A 24,568-nucleotide genomic window follows, 5' to 3' on the forward strand; every position below is an offset into this window, starting at 1 on the left:
AATCGTTCTCAGCGTAAGGCGTTGCCGGGACTGGCCAATATTGCAATTATGCCTGCACGGAGGACTTTATGGCTTTGGTGGAAGTGTTTGAGGGCGAGGATCCGGAAAAGCTACTATTCGTAGCCGACTTCGACTTCCTGCCGCGCGTTGGCGAACACCTTGCCCGAGATACGGAAGGCTTTTTCGAGTATTATAACGTCGTCAAAATCTGGCACCGGCAGGACACTGCGGAAGGCACCTTTCGGGCGTGCCTGCTTGTGACGCTCGATGATTGAGAACCCCAAATTTGTCCACGCCGCCTAGCATAATTGTGCCTGATTGATTCTAGACGGCTATAATCGAAGTCGCCCCAATATCCATTCCATGCTCCCATAATAAGAGCGCCATATATGAATATTGGCAATGCAATCCATAGAGATTTTTTTGATAATTTTTCGATTGCATAAATTATCGCTAATAAGAAAATGGCACTAGCTACTAAAATTGGCCAAGAAACTAGTTCTTCAATTAGGCCCATTATTTGGAAATTCAAAATAACGTCGAGGCCACTCCACCCGACTTGGCTGGATGCGAAAACGCCCAATATGATCAGCACGAAAACTGCCGGCACTTTCCAAACGAAGGTCAGGATCGGCGAAATCTGCGTCATAAATCCCCCGTACCTTCCCGGCTGGTGCTGGGTGGTTGAACACATGTGAGCACGGAGCAGCATGCCTCCCGTATTTCCTACGAGAGGTCTTATATTCCGGGAGCCGCCCGACATAGGCGGTTCCGTGCTCGGCACTCGTTTGTGCACCACTAAGGCTGTTCAGACCCGAACGGTTTGGTTGCTATTGCATGGCAGTGCCGATTTGGCGAGGGGGTTTGCAAATGGGCTTATTGGCCTTGCGGCTTCGCGCGCGCGCGCTCAGGCCTTCCATTATGCTATGTTGTATAACTATCTTGTCGGAGCGTAGCCGCCCAAAACCCAACTTCGCCAAACCGACCGCTCGGCGCCCGCAACGATGGTGTCGGACAAGGCGGACAAAACCCTTTTGTCCGAAGCGAATGTCGCTTTTCTGCGGTTTTCGATGGGGTTCGGACAAGTCCGGACAAGCTGTATGTCCGCGTTTTTGCGAAATTGGCATAAAAGAAGCGTCGGACGGACAGGACACATAGCCTATGTCGCGCGCGACGCGGCGCGGCCCTTTTACTATGCCAATGCGCATGCGCGCGATTGCGTGCCGCTGGACCCGCGCGAAATGCCGCTGATCGACGGGCGGGCAGCGGCACCGCGGATCGATCGAGAGGGGTTTGCCTGCCTGCGCCATGTCAGCGCGGTTGCGGACTTTACCGATCACAATGCGGTTGCTGCGATCTATGCCGACGAAATCGCAGCGCTGGTGCGCGCGGCCACCGGTGCGGACGCGGTGATCGTGACCGCGCCGGCCATAGTGCGCTTTAGCGAGGCATCGGGCCAGGCGGGCACCCGCGACAATTCGCACCCTGCACGGTTTGTGCATATCGATGCCACCGCCGCGACCTCTGCGCTGTTTGCCGCGCGCACGATTCCGGCGGGTCGCAGCGTGCGGCGCTATGCGCATTATAACGTGTGGCGCGCGTTTTCGGGTGCACCGCAGGATGTGTCGCTGGCGCTGTGCGACATGACGAGCGTCGACGCCTGCGACAGGTTTGAGGCCGATGCGATATTCGATCCGCCGGGCGCGCCCGAATGGCGCTTTGCCAGCTGGGTGCTGGCGGCCAATCCCGCGCATCGCTGGTACTGGTTTGCCAATCTTTCGCGCGATGACGTGCTGCTGTTCCAGAGCAGCGATTCGGACACCGGTGATGCGGTGCCGCACGTGGCCTTTGACAATCGCCGCGCCCCGCCCGGGTGCCATCCCCGCGCCAGCATCGAAATGCGCTGCATCGCGCTGTGGCACGATTGATCGCAACTGGTCGCAAATGGTCGCGCGCCTCTGTTGCAAGCACCGGTTCAGGACCACATTGCTATCACGGCAACAGGTTTGACCAACGAGCGAGACCGATCCCATGAAACGCACCACGATCACGACCATCGGCTGCGCGCTTGCGCTCGCTGCCGGTACCGCACGGGCGCAACAGGCCGATCCGCCCATGGCGCCACCGGCCGAGCAGGGTGGCGAACACCACCATGGCGGCGGCCAGCGCGGGTTTGATGCGATCGACACCAACCACGACGGGTTCATCACCCTTGACGAATGGAAGGCCGCCGGACGCCGCGAAGACCGCTTTGCCATGATCGATGCCGATCACGACGGCCGGATCACGCGCGACGAAATGCGCGCGGCAATGGCCAGGATGCGCGCGATGCGTGAACACAATGGCGGCGGTGAGCCAGGCGGCGAACACCCCGACGGCCACTGATCCGAACCAAACCCACCTGCACGGCCCGGCGCAAAACGCCGGGCCGTTTGCGTTTGAAGGTGTTCGACCCGATCCCCCTTGCATTCGCCGGGCGAATCTCCGAAGATCATAACATATGTTATGAATGCGCAGCCAGCAGGCCCCACGTCCTGCGCCAGGGCCCGCACGGAGAGGACCGATGCCCGAAGCCGATGCAGGCGGTTTTCCGCACACTGCAAACTATCGGGGGCTCAACACCCCGCAGCGTGCCGAATATACGGTGGATGATCTTGCGATCAGCGGCACGATCCCCGCCGATGTCGCCGGCACGTTCTTTCGCGCGGTGCCCGATCCGGCCTATCCGCCATTCCTCGACGATGCCGGGGCGATCCTGTCAGCCGACGGGATGATTTCGGCAATCCGTTTTGCCGGGGGCAAGGTTTCGACCGCGATCCGCTATGTCGGCACAGCGCGGCATCGTGCCGAGGTGGCGGCGGGCCGCGCGCTATTCGGCAAATACCGCAATCCCTTTACCGATCGGCCCGAAGCCGCAGGAATCGACCGCACTGTCGCCAACACCACCCCGGTGTGGCATGCCGGACGCCTGTTGATGACCAAGGAGGACGGGCGCCCGTTTCGTATCGATCCGGCCACGCTTGACACGCTGGAACCATATGATTTCGGCGGCGCGTTGCGATCGCAGACCTTTACCGCGCATGTGCGGATCGATCCGGCCACCGGCGAAATGTTTGCCTTTGGCTATCAGGCAGCGGGCCTGGCCACGCCGACAGTCGCCTATCTCACCATCGATGCCGCGGGCACGCTGGTGCGCGAACAGTGGTTTGAGGCGCCTAATTGCGCGATGATGCACGATTTTGCGATCACCGAGCACTATGCGTTGTTTCCGATCTATCCCACCAGCGCGGATCTGGACCGATTGCGCGCAGGCGGCGATCACTGGGTGCACGATCAGCACCGGGACAGCTGGCTGGGCGTGATGCCGCGCCACGGCGATGTGGCGCAGATCCGCTGGTTTCGCGGGCCCAGGGGCGTGTCGTGCTATCACATGATGAACGCCTTCGAAGATGCTGCGGGGCTGATCCATTTTGACCAGTGCCTGTCCGATTCCAACGCGTTTCCGTTTATCCGACAGGCATCGGGGATCGCCATTGCCCAGCCCGATCTGAACGGGCGGCTGGCGCGCTGGACGATCGATCCGAAGGGCCGCGACGATGCCATCCACGAAACGGTCATCGGCCCGCCGGGCGATTTTCCGGTGATCCCGGCCGATCGCCAGGGCCGCGCCTATGGTCGGGCGTGGATGCTGACGATGAACCCCGAACGGCGCGGACCACCGGTGCCGGGCGGCCCGGTCGGGGCGATGTTCGATGTGCTGCTGCGGCTCGACATGACCGGCGGCCCGCCGCACGCGCTGGTGCTGGCAGCGGGCAGCTGTTTCAACGAGCCCGTGCATGTGCCTGCGGCCGCGCCGGGGCATGCAGGGTGGCTGGTCTGCGTGGTCGATCACCAGCACGGGCCCGACACCTTTACCCACGAATGCTGGATTATCGACGCGGATGATATCGGCGCGGGGCCGGTGGCAAAGGTGACCATGCCGCACCGCCTGCGTCCGCAAGTCCACGGCTGGTGGGTCAGCGCAGACCAGCTGGCAAAGGCGGTGTAGCATGGCCCGCATCGCGATCACCGGGGCCTCGGGCCATTATGGCCGCATCGTCTGCGACGCGCTGATCGCGCAAGGCCGCGCGCAGGACCTGATCCTGATGACGCGCGATCCGGCAAAACTTGGCGGCTATGCGGCGCAGGGCTGTGCGGTGCGGCAGGGTGACTACGATCGGCCCGAAACACTGGCGCCCGCGTTTGCCGGGGCCGATCGGCTGCTGCTGATTTCGGGCACGCGGGTTGGCGCGCGCGTGGCGCAGCACCAGGCGGCGATCGATGCGGCGGTGTCGGCGGGCATCGCCCACGTGGTCTATACCAGCTTTGTCGGCATCGACGATCCTGCCAATCCTGCCGAAGTGCGCCACGATCACATCGAGACCGAGCGCCTGATCAAGGCGAGTGGCCTGGCCTGGACGATGCTGCGCGACGCGCATTATGCCGATGCGATGATCGTGATGGCGGGGCCCGGCGTAATGGCCACCCGCCAGTGGATCAGCAATGCCGGCGCCGGGCGCGAGGCGATGGTCTGGCGCGCGGATTGCGCGCTGTGCGCGGCCGCGGTGCTGACGGGCCCGGACCATGCCGGGCAAACCTATGACGTGACCGGCCCGGATCTGCAAAGCTTTGCCGAAGTGACCGCGATCATGGCCGAGGTGACCGGCGTGCCGCTGGCCTATGTGGCCATCGATGATGCGGCACAATATGCCATGTTTGACGCGATGGGCATCCCGCGCCGGCCGGTCGATGACCACTATGTCGGCGGTATTCCGTGGAACAGCGACGATATGGTCACGTTTGGTCAGGCGATCCGCGAAGGATTTCTGGCGGTGCGCAGCGGTGATGTGGAACGCCTGCTGGGCCGCCCGGCGCGCAGTGTGCGCCAGATGATCGAGGCGCACGCCGATAGGCTGAAAAACGCTCAGGTCAGCGCGTAATAGCGCACCAGATTGCCATCAGGTTTGCGTTCGCCCACCCCCACAAACACGTGCCGGGTCATCCAGTCGTGCGCACCCTTGGGCGTTTCAAAGGTGGGTTGCGCGCGCAGATAATAGTCCTCGTGCGCGACCGGCGGCCCGCCTTCAAACGCCCAGGCGCGCAGCCGCGCCATCGCCTCGGGCGCCCTGCCCCACAGGAAACCGCGGTTCTGCATATAGATCACCGTGCCGTCATCGACCTCAAGCAGATAACGCGCGTCAAACACGGCGGTGTCGTCGGCACGGAAATGGGCATAGTCGCCGCCCGAATTGGGCACCGCGCGGCCGCGAAAGTTGGGCCCTTCAAACACGCCTTCGTCCACCAGCACCGCCGAACGGAACCCGCCGTTGTGCACATCGGGGATGGTGAACACGCGCGTAAACATCAACCGGCATTCAAACACGAATTCCAGGCGCGGGTGTTCGAGCGTGGAATACGTCATGCGCGCGCCCTCAGGTCAGCGGGAAATCAAGGCTGCCGGCGCGTTCGGCAAAGCGCCAGCCGGCCCCGGTCAGGGCCAGCCGGTCGTGGTATGTGCCCACCAGCGGCGGCGCGGCGGGGCTGGAAAACAGCAGGATCTGGCTGGTCGCGCTGGCCGTCTGGCCGGTAACGGTTACCCGCACGTTGGCGATGATATGCCGCGCCACGCGCAACGGCCGCGCGCGAAACGCAGCCAGGATCGCATCGCGCCCGGTGATGAACACATCGGGCGTTGTCGGCCTGCTCATCCGTCCGTCGGGCAGATACAGCGCCGCCAGCGCATCCCAGTTGCCCGCATCATTCAGCGAGGCATAATCGACGATCAGCCGCTCGATCGCGCGTTCGGCCACAAGACCGGCAAGAAGTTCGCTGTCTGCCGTCATGCGCGCACAATCCCCGTCATCCCCGTCAAGGCCTGCAAAAACCGTTACACCCCGATCACGATCAATGGAACACCCGGATCAGTCCCCGAACCCTTCGCGCGCACGGCTGTTGTCGCACACGATCGGATTGCCCGTCACCGGGTGCGGATAGGGAAACGGCACGATGTCGGTTGCGGGCCACAGCCGCGGCACCGGGTCGACAAAGGCATCGGGGCCCAGCGGATCTTCGGGATAAAGCGTCTTGGTCATCGGGATATAATCAATCGGCGTCTTGGCCCAGCCTTCGGCAAAGCTGCCGTGCCAGAACGGAAAATAGCCCAGCCGCGCGATTCTCCACACGCCGTCTTCGCGCACATAGCGGTTGTCGTAAATGCCGCCTTCCCACCAGGCGCGTTGCGCGCCTTCGGCGCTTTCGTGCAGGCCCGCCTGCATCATCGAGCGGCCGCGCACGGTCGCGGTCTGGCGATCGGGGGCCACATCGATCACCATCTGCAACTGCGGATGATCGAGCAACCAGCCATAGCGCGGGCCATTATGGCCATTGGTGAAATTGGTCTGAAACCGTTCGATATAGAGCCGCCGCACCCCCGCCCTGCCGCGATAGATCCCGCCCAGAAACCACACTTCACCGTCTTCGGCAAACAGGTCGACGGTTTCGTTGTACTGCGATTTGTCGATGAAATAGCCGTAGGTGTATTGCAGCTTGCGGATTGCTTCGATGTCTTGCGCGATCCCCAGCTCGTGCTCAAGCCGTTCGATCCGCGTTACCAGGGCCGCCACATCGGTCATTTGCATCCCCTCTCCGGCAACGGCAAAAACCGTACCATTTGTTATGGTTCATGCCTATTCGGATTTGCGGTGCGTGGCAAGACGGCATTTGGCGGGGCCGGCGCAACACCCGGCCCCGCCCCACGCGATCAGGCCGTTTTGGTGCGCCAGCTGGGCGCATAGGCGGTGCGCGCCACTTCGGAATAGGGCACCGGCGCAACCACGCCGCGGATCTTGATCTGGCGATGCTTTTCAACCGTCGGCTTGGTCGTGCCGCCATCGGGTTCACCCCACACCAGGTCGATCTCGGTGCCCGGTTCGGCATGGTCGGCATCGACAAAGGCCAGCGTGACCATCTTGCCGTAATTGGTGGTATAGCCGATCCAGGTCGACACCCCGATCAGCTTGCCATCGCGTTCGACCCGGTCGAACGGATGCATGGCATAGACGGCGCTGGGGAACTCCATGTATTTCGGGCGCAGGCCATCGTTGCCGAACTGGCCGAAAATCGCCTCGGTCACGGCTTCGTCGTCCAAGGCCAGCGTCACCTTTTTGCGGTGTGGCCCGGCGGCGATCTTTTCCAGCGCCTCGCGGCCCAGGAAATCGTGGTCAAACTTGACGAACGCGCCATAGCCCAGATCCCACGGCGTGGTGTAATAGCCCTCGACGCTGTCGGGCACATAGCTGCCCCCCACCGAACAGACCGCTTCATACTGGTTGGCCTTCAGCCATTCGCGATAAGGCCGGTTCAGTTCGCCCGTGTAGACGCCGGGCAGCGGCGACGGGATCCAGCCCGATTCGAGCGTGTTCGACGAATACGTCCGCCCGCCGACCAGCGCCAGGCCATGGTTTTTGCCCGCTGCAACCAGTGCCGCATGGATCGCATCGTGATCCTCGAACGGCCCCATCAGCTCGTAGCCCGGTTGACCGGCCATGCCGTGGCGCAGCGCGTGGACCTTTTTGCCCGCGATCTCGATCCAGGTCATGTGAAAGAACTTGAGATCGGGCGCGGGCGCCCCCATCGCCTCGGTCAGCACGGCGGCGGCGTTGGGCCCCTGCAGCTGAAACCGGAAATGCCGCCGGTTTTCCTTGTCGGGGCGCGCGGCGGTGCGCTCGTCATAGGTCAACGTGACGCCTTCGCGCCCTTCACCGTGGAACATCAGCCAGTTGAGCGTGGGTGCACGGCCGACCAGGTTGAACTTTTCGGGCGCCAGGTAAAACAGGATCACATCGCCGATGACATGGCCATAGGCGGTAACCGGCACATATTGCTTGGCCCGGTCCGGGATGAACCCCTTGAAGCTGTTGATGCCCAGCCCCAGCAGGAAATCGAACGCGCCCGGTCCTTCGACCATCAGTTCGGCCATGTGATAGCTTTGGTTGAACAGCACGCAGGTCTCGTTCCACGCGCGTTGCTCATCGCGCCAATTGGTGTATTCCGCTGGCACACCGGGATAGGCATTGGGGCCGACCTGCTGGTTGCGCAGCCAGGTCACGATTGCGTCGGACGCATGGTCCAGGCCGGATACGATGGATTCGAGATTGCTGCTCATGATCGGTACTCTCCCGGAATTGGTGGCGCCCGCGCCGCTTTGACGCTTGTCCTTGCCGCGATATTTGTTAGTAATACATACAAATTGCAAGCCACAAAAACACATCGGAGAGGTCTTTTGGTCATGCATCCCATTGCCACCACGCATGTTGGCAGCCTGCCGCGCGGGCCAGAGCTGGTTCCCCTGTTGCTGGCGCGCGATCATGGCCAGGCCTATGACGCCGATGAATTCGATCGCGTGGTGGGCGCCGCCGTGGCCGAAGCGGTCGATCGGCAGATTGCCGCCGGGGTCAGCGTGGTCAGCGATGGCGAATTGGGCAAAGTCGGCTATTCGACGTATATGACCGAGCGGCTGTCGGGCTTTGGCGGCGATGTGCCGCGCAAACCCGCGCTCGATCTGGCCCCCCTGCCCGATTTCCGCAAGAAACTGGCCGCGGTGATGGGCGATCAGGAATTTGTGCGCGCTGCCTGCATCGGCCCGGTCAAACTGGTCAATCTGCAACCCGCGCTCGATGATATCCGCCGCTTTGCCGCAGCATTGCAGGGCAAAGCCACGCGCGGGTTCATGAACGCCGCGTCGCCCGGCCTGATCACCGCGTTTCAGCCCAACCAGTTCTATCCCGGCCACGAGGCATACCTGGCCGATCTGGTCGATGCGATGCGCCCGGAGTACGAAGCGATCGTTGCCGCCGGGTTCGATCTGCAACTCGATTGCCCTGATCTGGCGATGTCACGCCACACCGGGTATCAGGACCTGTCGGAAGACGAATTCGTGAAAATCGCCGCGGCCAATGTCGAGGCGCTGAACGCCGCCACCGCAAACCTGCCGCCCGAACGGATGCGGATGCACGTGTGCTGGGGCAATTACGAAGGCCCGCACGATCACGACATCCCGCTGGAACGCGTGGTCGACGTCATCCTGGCCGCGCGCCCTTCGACCATCCTGTTCGAAGCCGCCAACCCGCGCCACGAACACGAATGGAAAGTGTGGGCCGCCACCAGGATTCCCGACACCAAGATCCTGGCCCCCGGCCTGATCGACACCTGTTCCAACTATGTCGAACACCCCGAACTGGTCGCGCAACGCATCGAACGCTTTGCCGCGATCGTCGGCACCGACCGCGTGATCGCGTCGACCGACTGCGGCTTCGGCACGTTTGCCGGCTATGGCAAGATCGACCCGGCCGTGACGTGGAAGAAGCTGGCTGCATTGCGCCAGGGCGCGGATATCGCGGCGGCGCGATCGGGGGGCTAATTTGCCCCCTTTGAAGAGTGAGGCACATTTGCGTTCGTGCATGTCGCTCAATGAAAATCGCGCGATTTCGGGATGATCCGGGCATCACGCGGGTGGCCGCGCGTGGGGGCCGCGATGGGTCGGGCCACTTCGTCGGCTCTGGCCAGAACCGGCTCGAACGCCTGGTGCGACAGGCGCGACAGGTCGGCGCTGGCGTCGGTCAGGTGCGCGGCGATCACGTGGATCACTTCGTCGTCGTATTCCACCCGGCCGCGCACTTCCATCAGGCGCGCGCCCATCACCACTTTGCGCTGTTTTTCCTTCAGGTCGGGCCAGATCACCAGATTGATCACCCCGGTTTCATCCTCCAGCGTGATGAAGCACACCCCCTTGGCACTGCCCGGCTGTTGGCGCACCAGCACCACGCCCGCCACATGGACCATGGCGCGGGTCTTGCGCGTTTTCAGATCGCAGGCGCGCACGAAACCGCGTTCGGCCAGACGCGGGCGCAGAAATGCCATCGGATGCGCCTTTAACGACAGGCGCAGCGTCTGGTAATCGGCCACCACTTCTTCGCCCGCGGGCATCACCGGCAGGCGCGTGCGCACCGCTTCCACCCCTTCGTCGCGCGCGCGCATCGCGGCAAACAGCGGCAGATCGGGCGCGGCGATCAGGCTGCGCGCCTGCCACAGCGCTTCGCGCCGCGATGCGCCCAGCGATCCGAACGCATCGGCCGCCGCCAGCCGCTCGATCACCGCCGGCGACAGCCCGGCGCGCGTGCGCAGATCGGCCAGATCGGCATAGGCCCCCTCGTGCTGGCGCGCGGCGATCAGCGCGGCGGCATGGATTTCGCAAAAACCGTCGATCTGCCGCAGGCCCAGCCGCAGCGCCGCCCCTTCAAGCGTGCAATCCCATTCGCTGTGGTTCACATCGGGGTGGCGCACCTCGACACCGTGGTCATGCGCATCGCGCACGATCTGCGCCGGGGCGTAAAACCCCATCGGCTGCGAATTGAGCAATCCGCAGGCAAAGGCCGCCGGGTAATGGCATTTCAGCCAGCTCGACACATAGACCAGGTGGGCAAAGCTGGCCGCGTGGCTTTCGGGAAAGCCGTATTCGCCAAAGCCCTTGATCTGGTTGAAGCAGCGCGCGGCGAAATCGGGATCATAGCCGCGCGCGATCATCCGCCCGACCATCATCTCTTCCAGTTCATGCACCATGCCCCGGCTGCGGAACGTGGCCATCGCCTTGCGCAGCTGGTTTGCCTCAAGGCTGGAAAACTTTGCCGCATCCAGCGCGATTTTCATCGCCTGTTCCTGAAAGATCGGCACGCCATACGTCCGCGCCAGGATCGAGGTGAGTTCATCGGGCGGGCCGTGGCGCGGATCGGGCGCGGGGATCACCACCGCCTCGTCCCCGCGGCGCCGTTTCAGATAAGGGTGGACCATGTCGCCCTGGATCGGACCGGGGCGCACGATCGCCACCTGGACCACCAGATCATAGAATTCGCGCGGGCGCAGCCGGGGCAGCATGTTCATCTGCGCGCGGCTTTCCACCTGAAACACGCCGAGCGAATCGCCGTGGCACAGCATGTCATACACCGCCGGATCTTCGCGCGGCACGGTGGCCAGGGTCAGATCGCGGCCATGGTGCGCGCCCAGCAGATCAAGGCATTTGCGGATGCAGGTCAGCATGCCCAGCGCCAGCACATCGACCTTCATGATGCCCAGCGCGTCGATATCGTCCTTGTCCCATTCGATGAAGCTGCGATCGGGCATCGCGCCATTGCCCACCGGCACGGTTTCAATCAAAGGCCCCTGCGTCAGGATAAACCCGCCGACATGCTGTGACAGGTGGCGCGGCATGCCGATCATGTCTTCGGCCAGGCGTATCACGCGGCGCAGATGCGGGTCGGACAGGTCAAGCCCGGCCTGTTCCACGTTGCGCGTCCCGACTTCGCCGCCCCAGCTGCCCCATACGGTGCGCGCCAGCGCGCCGGTCACATCCTCGGTCAGGCCCATCGCCTTGCCCACTTCGCGGATCGCCATGCGCGGGCGATAATGGATCACCGTGGCGCACAGCCCGGCGCGGTGGCGGCCATAGCGACGATAGATGTACTGGATCACCTCTTCGCGCCGTTCGTGTTCGAAATCGACGTCGATATCGGGCGGTTCCTTGCGCTCTTCGGAAATGAACCGGTCAAACAGCAGCGCGTGCCGGGCCGGATCGACCGAGGTGATGCCCAGGCAATAGCACACCGCCGAATTGGCCGCAGAGCCGCGCCCCTGGCACAGGATCGGCGGGGTTTGCGAACGCGCGAAGTCGACGATGTCCTTGATCGTCAGGAAATAGGTGGCAAGGTTCAGCTTGCCGATCAGCGCCAGTTCGCGGTGCAGCGTGGCCACCACCGCCTCGGGCACGCCCGCCGGATAGCGCCATTGCGCACCGATCCAGGTCTGTTCGGCCAGCCAGCCTTGCGCATCGCGACCCTCGGGGCAGATTTCCGCCGGGTATTCATAGCGCAGCTCGGTCAACGCAAACGTGCATTGATCGGCCAGCGCGCGCGTGGCGGCAATCGCGTGGGGCCAGCGTTCGAACAGGCGGATCATTTCCGCAGGCGGTTTCAGGTGGCGTTCGCCATGCGCTTCAAGCAGATATCCGGCGGCGGCCACCGTGGTGCGATGGCGGATCGCGGTCATCACGTCGTGCAGCGGGCGCCGCGCCGGCTCGTGATACAGCACATCGTTGATCGCCAGCAGCGTCAGTCCGTGTTCGCCCGCCAGCGCATCCAGCGCATTGATCCGCGCGACATCGTCGCCGCGATGCAACGCGCACGCCGCGATATGCCGCAACGCGGGGAGGCTGTGGACAAGATGGGGGACAAGCTCGGCAAAAGTGGTGGAAAGCGTGGTGATGACAGGTGGAGAACCTGTGCCCAACGCCACGACATTGCTGGGCACGGCCGTGGTCAGCGGCTGATCCAGATTGCGCGGCGGGATCGCCACCAGCGCCATGCCTTGCGCGTGATCGATCAGCATCGGCAGGGTGATGTCGCACCGGCCCTTTTCCTGCCAGTCGCCTTCGGGCGTGGCCATGCGGCCCAGCGAAATCAGCCGGCACAGGCGGCCATAGCCGGCGCGGTTTTGCGGATAGGCCAGAAACGCCAGGCCACAGGTGGTTTCGATGCGGCAGCCGATGATCGGGCGCAGCCCCAGCGCCAGCGCTTCGCCATGCAGGCGCACCACCCCGGCCAGCGAATTGGCATCGGCAATGCCGATCGCGTCATAGCCCAGCGCGCGCGCCCGGGTGGCCAGATCCACCGCATCCGACGCGCCGCGCAGGAATGAAAAACAGCTCATCACCGCCAGTTCGACATAAGGCGAAGGCGCAAGGGGCGTGCCGCACCCATCGGGCACGGCATGGCGGCGTGCGGGGGTCAGTGGCGCTTCGGGCATGGCCGATCACGCCCCCGCCACCAGCGCCAGATCGGCGGCAAAACGCGCCGCCTCGGCCACGCGCGCAGCCTCGCCCAGCCGCAACAGATAGGCCGGGTGGCTGGTGATCAGCAGCTGCGCGCCATCGTCCAGCGGCACAAAGCGCCCGCGTTCCTGTTGCAGGCTGATCGTGCGGCCCAGCAGCGCGCGCGCCGCGCTGGCACCCAGCGCCAGCACCACGCGCGGGCGCACCAGGTGGCGTTCGGCATCGAGCCACCAGCGACAGGTGTCGATCTCGCGCGCGGTCGGGGTCTGGTGCAGGCGTTGTTTGCCCTGTGGCACATGCTTGAAATGGCGCACCGCATTGGTCAGCCGCGCGGCATCAAGATCGAGCCCCGCAGTGCGCGCATGATCGCGCAGCACCTGGCCCGCCGGGCCCACAAAGGGCCGCCCGGCCAGTTCCTCGTGATCGCCGGGCTGTTCGCCCACCACCATCAGGCGCGCATCGACCGGCCCGTGCCCGGGCACCGCGCGGGTGCCGTTGCAGCCGATCGCGCAACGGCGGCACGCGGCCACCGCCGCATCGAGCGCAGCCAGGGTTTCGGGCGGGCGGCCCGCCTGTTCGCCGCCCAGCGCGATCATCGCGGCTTCGCGCGCCTGGGCAGACGCGATCAATTCGGGGATCAGGTCGGCCTCGGGCAGGTTTTTCCAGTACCGGCGCGGCATTTCCTTGACCATGGCCCCGATTTTCAGCCGCGCCGGGTTGAAGATCGACGCGTAATAGGTGCGCCACAGCGCCTCGGCCGGATCGCCCGCCGGGGCATCGCCGCGATCGGCCGGGGGGCCTTCGCGCAAGGTTTCGCCATCCCAGTGCAGCGCGCCCTGCGGGGTCAGGATCGACCAGCGCATGCCCGCAAAACGCCGCACGAAAAACCCGCCATTGGCGCGCAGGATATGGTGCCCCGGTTCAAACCAGGCGACATAGGTTTCGCCGTGCGCATCCTCGACCACGCGAAACCGCACAAACGCGCGCATCTTGTGAATGTCGCGCCGCACCGTGCGGGCCAGCGCATCGATCGCGCGCACATCGCGATCGGCGCGGTCGTCCATCAGGCGCGGCGCGGTCTGCAACCGCCACAACAGGCGATAGAGCAGATCGAACCGCGCCGGATCGGCATGCAGCGCCGCGCGCCCGGCCAGTTCGAGATAATCGCGCGAGGCAAGCACCGGCGGCGCAGCGGCGGGCGGCGCATCTCCAGCAAGATCCGGCGGCGGATCGCCGGCGAACAGATCGCCCGCCACCGCCCCCGGCAACGACCAGATCACCCGATCGGGCGCGATACCCGCCTGGATCAGCCGCCGCGCACTGTCGCGCCAGCCATCGAAATCATCGTGCGCCGCCACCGGCACGCACACGCGCGGGGCCAGCGCGGTCATGCAAACAGTTCCAGCTGTTCGCTGGCGCGCGGCGCCACGATAGCGCGCAGATCGGCGCGATCGGCCAGGATCACCGGGCGCCAGTCGGCGGCAATGATGAACGGGCGCACTTTGGTCAGCGACTGGGTCAGCCGCGCAAGGTCCGCCAGATCGAGCCGCCGCATCCGCCGCGCCGACACAATGCCATTGACCGCGCGCACCCCCAGCCCCGGCACGCGCAGCAGCAGTTCGCGCGGGGCGCGGTTGACATCGACCGGGAACCGATCGCGGAATTTCAGCGCAAACGCCAGTTTGGGGTCGATATCGAGCGGCAGCATGCCGCCGGGATCGGCCGCCGCATGCACATCATCGAGCGAATAGCCGTAAAACCGCATCAGCCAATCGGACTGGTACAGCCGGTGTTCGCGCATCAGCGGCGGGCGTTTCAGCGGCAGCACCGCGCTGGCATCGGGGATCGGGCTGAACGCCGAATAATACACGCGGCGCATGCCGAACGCGCCATACAGCCCCGACGATTTGGTCATGATTTCGGCATCGCTGGCGGCATCGGCGCCCACGATCATCTGGGTCGATTGCCCGGCGGGGGCATAGCGCGGAGCATGGCGAAACCGGCGTCGTGCATCGCGCCCTTCGACAATCGCGCCCGCCATCAGATCCATCGCACCGGCAATCCGTGGCGCCGATTTGTCGGGCGCCAGCCGGGTCAGCCCGGCAACAGTCGGCAATTCCACATTGATCGACACGCGATCGGCAAACAGCCCGGCGCGGCGCACCAGCTCGGGATCGGCCTCGGGGATGGTCTTGAGGTGGATATAGCCACGGAATTCATATTCTTCGCGCAAGATCCTGGCAGATTCGATCAACTGTTCCATGGTGTGGCTGGAACTTTTGATAATGCCCGACGACAGGAACAGCCCCTCGATATAATTGCGGCGATAAAACGCCATCGTCAGGTCGGCGACCTCTTGCGGGGAAAACCGCGCGCGCCGCACGTTCGAGCTTTTGCGGTTGATGCAATAATGGCAGTCGAAAATGCAGTGGTTGGTCAGCAGCACTTTCAACAACGAAATGCACCGCCCGTCGGGGGCATAGGCATGGCAGATGCCCATGCCCTCGGTCGATCCGATGCCTTTTCCGGTCTTGCTGCCCTTGCTGTCGCGCCGGGTGGTGCCCGACGACGCGCAGGATGCATCGTATTTGGCGGCATCGGCCAGAATGGCGAGTTTTTCGAGCGTGCTCGGCTGTGTCATTCGTTCCTTATATGTTCCAAATCACCACAACGCCAGCACCTGAATGGGCAATCGTTCAGCCGCGTAGTGGTGCCATGAAGATCACCGCCGGGATCGCCGGCGTGTTGCGCGGGGCCAGACCCAGCACAGGCAGCACGCCCATGCGGCCAAACCCCTGATGCGCCAGCCATGGCAGGCCCAGCCCGACGGCGGTACAGATGATCCAGTAGGTGGCGGCGTGCGGTGGCAGATGCATGCGGATCAGCGCCGCGCGCGCGCCGGCGGTGCCCAGGATATGCAGGACATAGATCGTCATCGACGCGCGGCCCAGGCTGATCAGCAGCGGCGACCGGGCGATCAGGCGCGACAGGGCCAGCGCCGCCGCGATCCCGCACCACGCCGCGGGCAGCGAAGCGGGCATCAGATAGGGCGTATCCCCGGTCAGCGGCAGCATCACCAACGCCGCGCACCACAGCGCCACCGCCAGCGGCAGGATCACCAGCGCCATGCGCGTGTCCAACGCGCGGATCGGCGCGGAGACCAGCACCCCCACCGCAAAGAACCCCGCCTGATAGCACAGCTGGTGCCCGATCCGATCGCCATCGAGCCATTGGCTGGCCACCATACCTGCCAGCGCCAGCGGCGCCAGCAGCCACAGCCGCGGACTGACCAGCGCCGTGACGATCATGAACACCATCAGCGCATAAAGGAACCAGAACGGGGAAATCGGCCGCCACGCAATCATGGCCAGCGCCGACCATTGCGCATGGCCATTGGTCACGCCTGTCAGTTCAACCCCCAGCACGCCCTGCACCAGCGACCACAACACGTAAGGCCAGGCGATCGTCCACACCTTGGCCATGACGAACGCACGCGGCCCGCGCCGCAACGATCCCGGCACGTTCAGCCCGGCCAGCACCATGAACAAGGGCATGTGAAAGGTATAAAGCCCCAGATCAAAGAGATGCCAGCCGGCCCCGCGCGCGATGCCTGCCGCCGCCAGTCCGCGCTCGGCATGCCCCGCCACCACCAGCACGATGCCGATGCCGCGCGCCAGATCGAGCCAGTCCACACGCCGCGCGTTCACCGATGCCATTCCTGCCGACTTGCGAAGGTAGAGCCAAGGCTCCGGCCCGCAGCGTATGCACGGCGCACCCTGGTTGCACCGCACAACGGATCGATGATGGAGGTATTTGGCGCCGCCTAGGCACACAACCCCTGCAAAAACCACTCGGGCGCGCCGCCGCGGCCGTCGCCAGGCAGGCCGCGGCGATAGATCCAGAAGCGGCGGCCGCTGCTGTCTTCGATGCGGTAATAATCGCGCAGGCGCGCGCGGCCCTTTTCGCGCCACCATTCGGGCGCGATGCGTTCGGGCCCTTCAGCGCGGGTGATTTCATGGACCGAGCCGCGCCAGCGAAACAGGCGGGGCAAGCCGTCGGGCGCTTCGTAGATCACCGCGATCGGCTCTGCCCGGTCGAGCAGCTTCAGCGGGCGCGCGTGGAACGCCAGTTCTTCCTGCATCGCGCGGCCCGGATCGGGCGTGACCCAGCGTTGCGCGTGTTCGGGCATGTGGCTGGCACGCGGCACCGGCATCGCCACCGCGCCGCTGCCCAATCGCACGGTCAGGCGATCGATGCATGCCGCCAGGCTGGTGCCGTGCGCTTGCGCAGCCTGTTCCAGATCGACCTGGGTCAGCGTCAGCGGCTCGGCCCAGGGCGCACACAGCCGCACCATTTCGATGCCGAAACCGGCGTCGCAATCGTCCAGTTTATGCGCAAACAGCCGCGTGATATGCGCCGGATCGCGCGTGGCGGCGGCCAGTTCCAACCGCCGCACCAGCACATCGCCATCGACTTTCCACAAGCCCAGTTCCAGCCGTCGCGCGCCCTGCCCCAGCGATTCCAGCCGCCGCGCCAGCGCCATAGCCAGATCGGCGACCACCCGGTCGAGCAGATCGCGATGCCGCACCGGTTCGACCAGGCGGCGCTGCACCAGCGGCGTGGGCACCGCCACGACCGGCAGGATCGGTTCGGGCACGCGGCCGGCAAACTGATCGAGCCGCACCAACGGATTGGCCGCCGGCGCGCGCCGGTCGCGAAACCGCCGCGCCAGCGCGGGCCGGCCGATCACGGCCAGATCGCCGATGCGTTTCAGCCCCAGCCGTTCGAGCAGCAGCAGCACCGCATGGTCCAGCCGCAGCGCTGCCACCGGCAGATCGCGCAAGGCGATCAGCGGATCGCTGCCATCGGCCAGCGCGGTGCACTGGGGACCATGATGCGCCAGTGCCCAGGCTGCCCCCGCAGTCGGCGCAATCGCCAATCGCACACGCAGGCCGCGCGCGGCAAAGCAGGCCCTGGCATCGGCCATCAGCGCCGCCTCGCCGCCAAACAGGTGCGCCACCCCGGTGACATCGACGATGACCCCGTCGGGCGGATCGAGCGCGCTCCACGGCCCCCAGCGTTGCACCCACAGCGCAAGCGATTCAAGAAAGGCGCGGTCACCCGCCGGATCGGCCGGATGCACCACCAATGTGGGCGCCACCGCGCGCGCATCGGCCAGCAGCATGCCCACCTGCGCCCCTGCCGCGCGTGCGGGGGCGCTGGCGGCGGTGATGCGCGGGCCGTGTGCGGTTTCGCCCACCAGCACCAGCAGCGGATCGCACGCGTCAGGCGGCGGGTTGCACAGATGCCAGCGATCGATCGCCAGCGTCGGACACCATGCCGCCATGATCCGGCGTGAAGACGGCAAGCTCGGCGCGTTCGCTGTCATCTCCTAGAATCCATTGTCCGGGTTGAAACACATGCGCGCGGAACAGATCGGCCTGCCAGCGCGGATCGCCCGGCGCGTCGGGATTCCAGCGCCGCGGTGCACTGGGCGCCGGCGCAACATCCCAGCGCATCCGCGCAGAGCCCAGATCATGGCGCGCCGACAGCCGCACCAGCCACAGCGGCACGTCATGACGCTGCGCGGCCAGACTCAATCGTCGCGACGCGGTAAAATCCAGCGCCGCCGGATTGCCCGCCATTTCGCCGATGACAAAGGCCAGGTCGCGACAGCGCAGCCCTTCCTCAAGCGCGAACAGCGCATCGGCAGGTTTGTCGGCAGCAACATGGATCAGGCGGTGGCGCAATCCTTCGGGCAGGCCGGGGCGATAGGGCCGGCCCGACAGGCGGATCGCCGTCTTGTCCTGCACCCACAGCCACGGGCGATGATCATCGCCCTGCGCGGCCGCATGGCGTGACGCCATATTCTGCGCCAGCGCCAGCGCCAGCGCCACGCCGCTGGCTTCATCCGCAGAGGCGAACAGTTCGGTATGGCGGACATCGTGGCCCAGGCCCGGATGCCAGCGCCCCGGGACCGCATGGTAAAGCGGGGGTGCCTGCGGAGGCAACTGCGGGGTCGGGCACAGCCCCTCCACCACTCTGGGCCATGGGCCCGGTTTACCCTGAGCGGCTGCACCAGCCGCAGCCGAAGGGGTCGGTCCCTCTCCCCGCTTCGGGGCGGAATGGGCAAGAGCGATTCGGTTCATGTTCCTATTATGTTCTCATTTCCCGATTGCGCAACCGCCAACGCAAACGGGCCGGGGGATATCCCCGGCCCGCCAGCATTCCATCCCGAAGGACAAATCAGGGAAGGCGCGACGCCGGAGCAGGCGCGGCTTCATCCGCGTGCGCGTCAGCCAGGCCACGCCCGACATGGCTTTTGCGATAGCCATAGGCGAAGTAGAACAAGAGGCCGATGCCGCCCCAGATCGGCAGCACCAGGATCGAGCCAAGCGGCAGATTGATATAGAGAAAGATACAACCCGCTGCCGCAACCGGCCCGGTCACCCAGATCAGGGGGGTGCGGAACGGCCGCGTGCGCGAAGGATCGCGCAAACGCAGGATCATCACCGCAACTGCCACCATGAAGAACGCGAACAAGGTGCCCGAGTTCGAAATATCGGCCAATTGCCCCACCGGCAGCAGTGCCGCGGCAAAGGCCACGAAAATCCCGGTAAAAATGGTAACGATATAAGGCGTTTTCCACTTCGGGTGCACCGTTGCCAGCTTTTCGGGCAGCAGTCCGTCGCGCGCCATCACGAAAAAGATGCGTGTCTGGCCAAAGATCATCATCAGGATCACCGAAGGCAACGCCAGATTGGCGGCAATGCCGATCAGATCGCCCGCGGCGCTATGGTTGATCCCGCGCAGCACAAACGCCAGCGCTTCGTTCGAACAGACCAGCGGCTGCGCGCCCTTGGCCGTCAGTGCGGCGCACTGGCGGGCAAATTCGGCCGAATCGGGCGAAATGCCGATGGCCGTGGGCTGGGCCCCGATCGCACCCACCGCCCCTGCGGCAACCAGCAGATAGAAAATCGTGCAGATCGCCAGACTGCCCAAAAGACCGATGGGCACGTTGCGCTGCGGGTTCTTGGTTTCCTCGGCCGCGGTCGAAACCGCGTCAAATCCGACATAGGCAAAGAAGATCGACGACGCCGCGCCGACAATCCCCATGCCCGAGGTGCCTTTCAGACCAAACCAGCCGTTGGGCGCAAACGGAGTGAAATGGCTGGTGTGCATCACCGGCAGGGTCAGCACGACAAACATCGTCAGCGCCAGGATCTTGATCGCCACCAGCACCGCGTTGACGGTTGCGCTTTCGGTGGTGCCCTTGACCAGCAGCGCGGTGATCACACCGGCGATCACGATTGCCGGCACATTGATGACACCGGTCGAAAAATCGGCGTGCGGCACCCAGCCGACCAAAGTCCAGGCCGGCCCCGCGCTTAACGCCTGTGGCAGCACGACCCCGAACCAGCTTTTCAACAGGCCCATGAAATAGCCCGACCAGCCGACGCACACCGCCGACGCCGCCACTGCATATTCGAGGATCAGCGCCCAGCCGACCATCCAGGCCAGCAGTTCACCGACCACGGCATAGGAATAGGTATAGGCCGAACCCGATACCGGCACCATCGAGGCCAGTTCGGAATAGCACAAGGCCGCCACCGCGCAGATGAAACCGGCGATGACAAAGCTCCACATCATGCCCGGCCCCGCCTTTTGCGCGGCCGCAGCAGTCAGCACGAAAATTCCGGTACCGATGACCGCCCCGACACCAAGCAATGTCAACTGCAGCGGCCCAAGCGAGCGGTGCAGCGATTTTTTCTCGGCCGTGGCTAGAATGGCGTCGAGTGATTTGACGCGACCAAACATTGAATTCTCCCGCCTTGGTCGTTGCAGCCCCCCGGTCCGCCTGGCGTGACACGCCCGGATGGACCTGATTGCAATCGAAACCAGGTTATTGGCCGCGACGCTAGCCGCATGCCTGCGAAGGGCAAAGAGCTTTTTGCCATGGCAGCGCCTCTTGCCCTTCGCGCCGCGCCGGTTAAGGCATGTGCGCCAAGGGCACAACAGCGGATCACAGACAATGTCCACAACGTTTCAGCTCGATACATCGACCAGCCGCGCCCATCCGACGCCCGCGCCGATGAAGCGGATCACTGTCCCGCAGATCCGCGCGCGCAAGGTAAACGGCACCACCGCACAGCCGATCGTGATGCTGACCGCCTATACCGCGCGCCAGGCGCAACTGCTTGACGCGCATTGCGATATGCTGCTGGTCGGGGATTCGCTGGGCCAGGTGATCTATGGCCTGCCGTCCAGCGTGCCGGTCACGATCGACATGATGATCGCCCATGGTGCCGCCGTGGTGCGCGGCAGCTATCACGCGGTCGTCGTGGTCGACATGCCCTTCGGCAGCTACGAAGCATCGCCCCTGCAGGCCTTTGACAGCGCGGCGCGGGTGATGAAGGAAACCGGCTGTGCCGCGATCAAGCTTGAAGGCGGCGAAGCCATGGCCGAAACGGTGGCGTTTCTGGTGCAGCGCGGCATTCCCGTGATGGGCCATGTCGGCCTGACTCCACAAGCGGTGAACGTGCTGGGCGGATACAACGCGCGCGGCCGCAGCGCGGCAGAGGCCGACAAGATCCTGGCCGATGCGCGCGCGCTTGAATCCGCCGGCGCCTTTGCCGTGGTGATCGAAGGCGTGGTCGAACCGATCGCGGTGGCCATCACGCAAGGCATCGCCTGCCCCACCATCGGCATCGGCGCCTCGGCGCAATGCGATGGCCAGGTGCTGGTGACCGAAGACATGCTGGGCATGTTCGAGCGGGTGCCACGTTTTGTCAAAATTTATGAAAATATCGCCGCAACCATCGGCAATGCAGCGGCAAATTACGCAGCAGAGGTGCGCGCGCGCAGCTTTCCGGGGCCCGAACAGACCTATCAGCCACGCCAGGGACAGGCAGAGTGATATCCTGCCCGGCACGAGGACGATAGCGTGATCCGCCGGTTTGCCGGATCGTTGCTGTTCACCCTGGCGACCCTGATCGCAGCCGTGGCCTATGGCTGGTTCGACACCGGGTCGGTTGCGGCGACGGCGGGCGTGGTGTGGATCGTGCTGGTGCTGGGCGTCCTGGAAGTATCGCTGTCGTTCGACAACGCGGTGGTCAATGCCGCGGTGCTGACCCAGATGGACCCGGTGTGGCAGGGCCGGTTTCTGACCTGGGGCATGGTGATCGCGGTGTTCGGCATGCGCATCGTGTTTCCGCTGGCGATCGTGGCGCTGGCTGCCGGGCTTGGCCCCGTCGATGCGTTGCGCCTGTCGCTGACCGACCCTATCCGGTACGAGGCGCTGGTCAGCGGCGCGCATGTCGCAATTGCCGGGTTTGGCGGGGCGTTCCTGCTGCTGGTCGGGCTCGACTATTTTCTCGATCCGGACAAGACCGTGCACTGGATCGGCTGGATCGAACGGCGGCTGGCCGCCCTGGCGCTGGTGCATGCTGCCGCGATTGCGGTGGTGCTGGCGACCTTGCTGATCGTGGCGCGCCTGCTGCCCGGGCACGAGGCGTTGATCCTGATCGAGGCGGGCCTGGGCGGGATCATCGCGCATATCGCGGTCGAGGCTGTCGGCACTGTGATGGAAGCACGCGAAGCCGCGCGGCGTCTGGCGTGCGCGCTGGTGCGATCGGGGCTTGGCGGGTTCGTCTATCTCAACGTGCTCGATGCCTCGTTCAGCTTTGACGGGGTGATCGGCGCGTTCGCGCTGTCCAACAACATGGTGATCATCGCGCTGGGCCTGTCGGTAGGGGCGATGTTCGTGCGTTCGATCACGCTGCTGCTGGTCGAACGGGGCACCTTGGCGCAATACCGGTTTCTGGAACACGGCGCGTTCTGGGCGATCATCGCGCTGGGCGCGATCATGCTGGCGTCGGCGCGGATCGCCATTCCCGAAACCGTAACCGGATTGATCGGTGCGGCGCTGATCGGCCTGTCGTTGTGGGCATCGCGCCGCGCGACAACGGATTGACCGTTGCCGCGCGGCGCGGCGCGATCAGTGGCGGATCAGATAATCGAATGCCGACAGCGCCGCCTTGCTGCCTTCGCCCATCGCGATCACGATCTGCTTGTAGGGCACGGTGGTCACGTCGCCCGCGGCAAACACGCCGTGAACATTGGTTTCGCCGCGTGCATCGATTTCGATTTCGCCGCGGTTGCTCAGCGCGATCGCGCCTTTCAGCCATTCGGTGTTGGGCACCAGGCCGATCTGCACAAAGATGCCTTCCAGTGTCACGGTATGATCCTCACCCGTGTTGCGATCGCGATAGACCAGCGCATTGACCTTGTTGCCATCGCCGATCACTTCGGTGGTCAGCGCCGAAACGACGACTGTCACGTTGGGCAGGCTGCGCAGCTTGGTCTGCAACACCGCATCGGCGCGCAGCGCGCTGTCATATTCGATCAATGTAACATGCGCGACGATCCCGGCCAGATCGATCGCGGCCTCGACCCCCGAATTGCCGCCGCCGATCACCGCGACGCGCTTGCCTTTGTACAACGGGCCGTCGCAGTGCGGGCAATAGGCAACGCCGCGGTTGCGGTACTGTTCCTCGCCCGGCACGCCCATCTGGCGCCAGCGTGCGCCGGTTGACAGGATCACCGTCCTGGCGCGCAAGGTCGCCCCGCTTTCCAGCTCGATCGTGGTCAGGCCATCACCATTGGCGGGCTTCAACGCCACCGCTTTCTGCACGTTCATCACATCGACTGCATAGTCTTTCACATGCTGTTCGAGATGCGCGACCAGCTTTGGCCCTTCGGTGTGGGGGACAGAGATGAAATTCTCGATCCCCATGGTGTCGAGCACCTGCCCGCCAAAACGTTCGGCGACCACGCCGGTACGAATACCCTTGCGCGCGGCATAGATCGCAGCGGCCGCACCGGCCGGGCCGCCACCGACCACCAGCACATCGAACGGGTCCTTGGCGGCGATCTTTTCCGCGGCACGCGCCACCGATCCGGTGTCAAGCTTGGCCACGATCTGGGCCAGGTCCATGCGCCCCTGCCCGAACATTTCGCCATTGAGGAACACGGTCGGCACGGCCATGATCTGGCGGCGTTCGACTTCATCCTGGAACAGCGCGCCGTCGATTGCGACATGGCTGGCGTTGGGGTTGAGCGCGGCGATCATGTTCAGCGCCTGCACCACGTCGGGGCAGTTCTGGCATGACAGCGAAAAAAACGTTTCAAAATGCAGCGGGCCATCAAGATTGCGCGCCTGATCGAGCAGATCGGCGTCTTCCTTGGGCGGGTGGCCGCCAACATGCAGCAGCGCCAGGATCAGAGACGTGAACTCGTGCCCCAGCGGCAGCCCGGCAAACACTGCCTCGGCGCGGCCGTCATCGGCGCGGATGGCAAAGCTGGGGCGGCGCGCGTCGGTGCCGTCGAAACGCGCACTGACTTTGTCCGACAACACCGCGATCTCTTCGACCAGTGCGCGTGTATCGGCGGATTTCGCGTCATCACCCAGGCTTGCCACCAGTTCGATCGGGCGACGCAGATTGCCGAGATAGGCCTTCAACTGGGCGGTGGTGGCGGTATCGAGCATGGGCATGGCGGACGCTTTCGGTGAATGGTCAGGGCAACAGGCAACGCGCGCAAACGACAAGGCGCAGCGAGAGAGGGGGTTTGATCAGGTTGGCAGGATAGTGG

20 protein-coding genes are annotated in these 24,568 nt (G+C 64.8%); 8 read left to right on the forward strand and 12 right to left on the reverse strand.

What is annotated here, in order from left to right; translation table 11 throughout:
• Positions 1–68: 68 nt before the first annotated feature.
• The 5 genes from G404_RS0101520 (at position 69) to G404_RS17695 (ending at position 4,979) form a co-directional block, all read left to right on the forward strand.
• On the forward strand, positions 69–275 hold the full coding sequence (locus G404_RS0101520; protein ID WP_028639520.1) for a hypothetical protein: 207 nt from the start codon (positions 69–71) through the stop codon (positions 273–275).
• Positions 276–1,100: 825 nt separating this feature from the next.
• The gene (locus G404_RS0101525; RefSeq protein WP_084600962.1) at positions 1,101–1,928 is read left to right on the forward strand and encodes a CmcJ/NvfI family oxidoreductase; all 828 of its coding nucleotides are present in this window, start codon (positions 1,101–1,103) and stop codon (positions 1,926–1,928) included.
• A gap of 103 nt (positions 1,929–2,031) precedes the next feature.
• A complete protein-coding gene (locus tag G404_RS19715; protein ID WP_051280027.1) occupies positions 2,032–2,385 on the forward strand; it encodes an EF-hand domain-containing protein in 354 nt (117 codons plus the stop codon).
• A 178-nt stretch (positions 2,386–2,563) separates the two neighbouring features.
• Positions 2,564–4,048 (forward strand): lignostilbene-alpha,beta-dioxygenase NOV2, encoded by a 1,485-nt coding sequence (gene nov2, locus G404_RS0101535; RefSeq protein ID WP_028639522.1) that lies wholly within the window; start codon positions 2,564–2,566, stop codon positions 4,046–4,048.
• Between the two features lies 1 nt (position 4,049).
• On the forward strand, positions 4,050–4,979 hold the full coding sequence (locus G404_RS17695; RefSeq protein WP_036519992.1) for an SDR family oxidoreductase: 930 nt from the start codon (positions 4,050–4,052) through the stop codon (positions 4,977–4,979).
• Here the strand turns inward: G404_RS17695 and G404_RS0101545 are convergent.
• The 4 genes from G404_RS0101545 to desA form a co-directional block, all read right to left on the reverse strand.
• Positions 4,964–5,461, reverse strand: a complete 498-nt coding sequence (locus G404_RS0101545) for a DUF3237 domain-containing protein (protein ID WP_028639523.1) — start codon at positions 5,459–5,461, stop codon at positions 4,964–4,966. The two genes, G404_RS17695 and G404_RS0101545, sit on opposite strands and share 16 nt — an antisense overlap.
• Positions 5,462–5,471: 10 nt before the next feature.
• Positions 5,472–5,882 (reverse strand): nuclear transport factor 2 family protein, encoded by a 411-nt coding sequence (locus tag G404_RS0101550; protein WP_051280028.1) that lies wholly within the window; start codon positions 5,880–5,882, stop codon positions 5,472–5,474.
• 78 nt (positions 5,883–5,960) lie between these two features.
• Positions 5,961–6,671, reverse strand: a complete 711-nt coding sequence (locus tag G404_RS17700) for a nuclear transport factor 2 family protein (RefSeq protein ID WP_051280051.1) — start codon at positions 6,669–6,671, stop codon at positions 5,961–5,963.
• Positions 6,672–6,799: 128 nt separating this feature from the next.
• Positions 6,800–8,203 carry a syringate O-demethylase gene (gene desA, locus G404_RS0101560; RefSeq protein ID WP_028639525.1) on the reverse strand — a complete coding sequence of 468 codons (1,404 nt, stop codon included), beginning with the start codon at positions 8,201–8,203 and terminating at the stop codon, positions 6,800–6,802.
• 123 nt (positions 8,204–8,326) lie between these two features.
• On the opposite strand from desA, the gene G404_RS0101565 reads away from it, so the two are divergent.
• Positions 8,327–9,457 (forward strand): cobalamin-independent methionine synthase II family protein, encoded by a 1,131-nt coding sequence (locus G404_RS0101565; protein WP_028639526.1) that lies wholly within the window; start codon positions 8,327–8,329, stop codon positions 9,455–9,457.
• 47 nt (positions 9,458–9,504) lie between these two features.
• Here G404_RS0101565 and G404_RS0101570 read toward each other — a convergent pair whose 3' ends face one another.
• From G404_RS0101570 to G404_RS0101600, 7 genes are all read right to left on the reverse strand, one after another.
• Positions 9,505–12,891 carry an error-prone DNA polymerase gene (locus tag G404_RS0101570; protein WP_028639527.1) on the reverse strand — a complete coding sequence of 1,129 codons (3,387 nt, stop codon included), beginning with the start codon at positions 12,889–12,891 and terminating at the stop codon, positions 9,505–9,507.
• A 6-nt stretch (positions 12,892–12,897) separates the two neighbouring features.
• Positions 12,898–14,307: a UdgX family uracil-DNA binding protein gene (locus tag G404_RS0101575; RefSeq protein WP_028639528.1), complete on the reverse strand. Its 1,410-nt coding sequence runs from the start codon at positions 14,305–14,307 to the stop codon at positions 12,898–12,900.
• Positions 14,304–15,557, reverse strand: a complete 1,254-nt coding sequence (locus tag G404_RS0101580) for a putative DNA modification/repair radical SAM protein (protein WP_028639529.1) — start codon at positions 15,555–15,557, stop codon at positions 14,304–14,306. Before G404_RS0101580 ends, G404_RS0101575 begins: the two co-directional genes overlap by 4 nt.
• A gap of 55 nt (positions 15,558–15,612) precedes the next feature.
• On the reverse strand, positions 15,613–16,623 hold the full coding sequence (locus G404_RS0101585) for an acyltransferase family protein (protein WP_169719669.1): 1,011 nt from the start codon (positions 16,621–16,623) through the stop codon (positions 15,613–15,615).
• A 116-nt stretch (positions 16,624–16,739) separates the two neighbouring features.
• The gene (locus G404_RS0101590) at positions 16,740–18,263 is read right to left on the reverse strand and encodes a DUF6504 family protein (RefSeq protein WP_084600928.1); all 1,524 of its coding nucleotides are present in this window, start codon (positions 18,261–18,263) and stop codon (positions 16,740–16,742) included.
• Entirely contained in the window at positions 18,202–18,954 is a 753-nt protein-coding gene (locus G404_RS17705; RefSeq protein WP_342663684.1) for an ImuA family protein, read from the reverse strand. Before G404_RS17705 ends, G404_RS0101590 begins: the two co-directional genes overlap by 62 nt.
• A gap of 208 nt (positions 18,955–19,162) precedes the next feature.
• Positions 19,163–20,734, reverse strand: coding sequence for an amino acid permease (locus G404_RS0101600; RefSeq protein ID WP_028639532.1), 1,572 nt, complete (start codon positions 20,732–20,734; stop codon positions 19,163–19,165).
• Positions 20,735–20,948: 214 nt separating this feature from the next.
• Between G404_RS0101600 and panB the strand changes: the two genes are divergently transcribed.
• Both panB and G404_RS0101610 read left to right on the forward strand, forming a co-directional pair.
• Positions 20,949–21,833 (forward strand): 3-methyl-2-oxobutanoate hydroxymethyltransferase, encoded by an 885-nt coding sequence (gene panB, locus G404_RS0101605; RefSeq protein WP_028639533.1) that lies wholly within the window; start codon positions 20,949–20,951, stop codon positions 21,831–21,833.
• A 27-nt stretch (positions 21,834–21,860) separates the two neighbouring features.
• Positions 21,861–22,889: a DUF475 domain-containing protein gene (locus G404_RS0101610; RefSeq protein ID WP_028639534.1), complete on the forward strand. Its 1,029-nt coding sequence runs from the start codon at positions 21,861–21,863 to the stop codon at positions 22,887–22,889.
• Between the two features lie 24 nt (positions 22,890–22,913).
• On the opposite strand, the gene ahpF is transcribed toward G404_RS0101610, so the two are convergent.
• Positions 22,914–24,464, reverse strand: coding sequence for an alkyl hydroperoxide reductase subunit F (ahpF, locus tag G404_RS0101615; RefSeq protein WP_028639535.1), 1,551 nt, complete (start codon positions 24,462–24,464; stop codon positions 22,914–22,916).
• Positions 24,465–24,568: the final 104 nt, after the last annotated feature.

Origin of the sequence: Novosphingobium acidiphilum DSM 19966 (assembly GCF_000429005.1) — a bacterium.
In the GTDB taxonomy this organism is placed as follows: Bacteria; Pseudomonadota; Alphaproteobacteria; order Sphingomonadales; family Sphingomonadaceae; genus Novosphingobium; species Novosphingobium acidiphilum.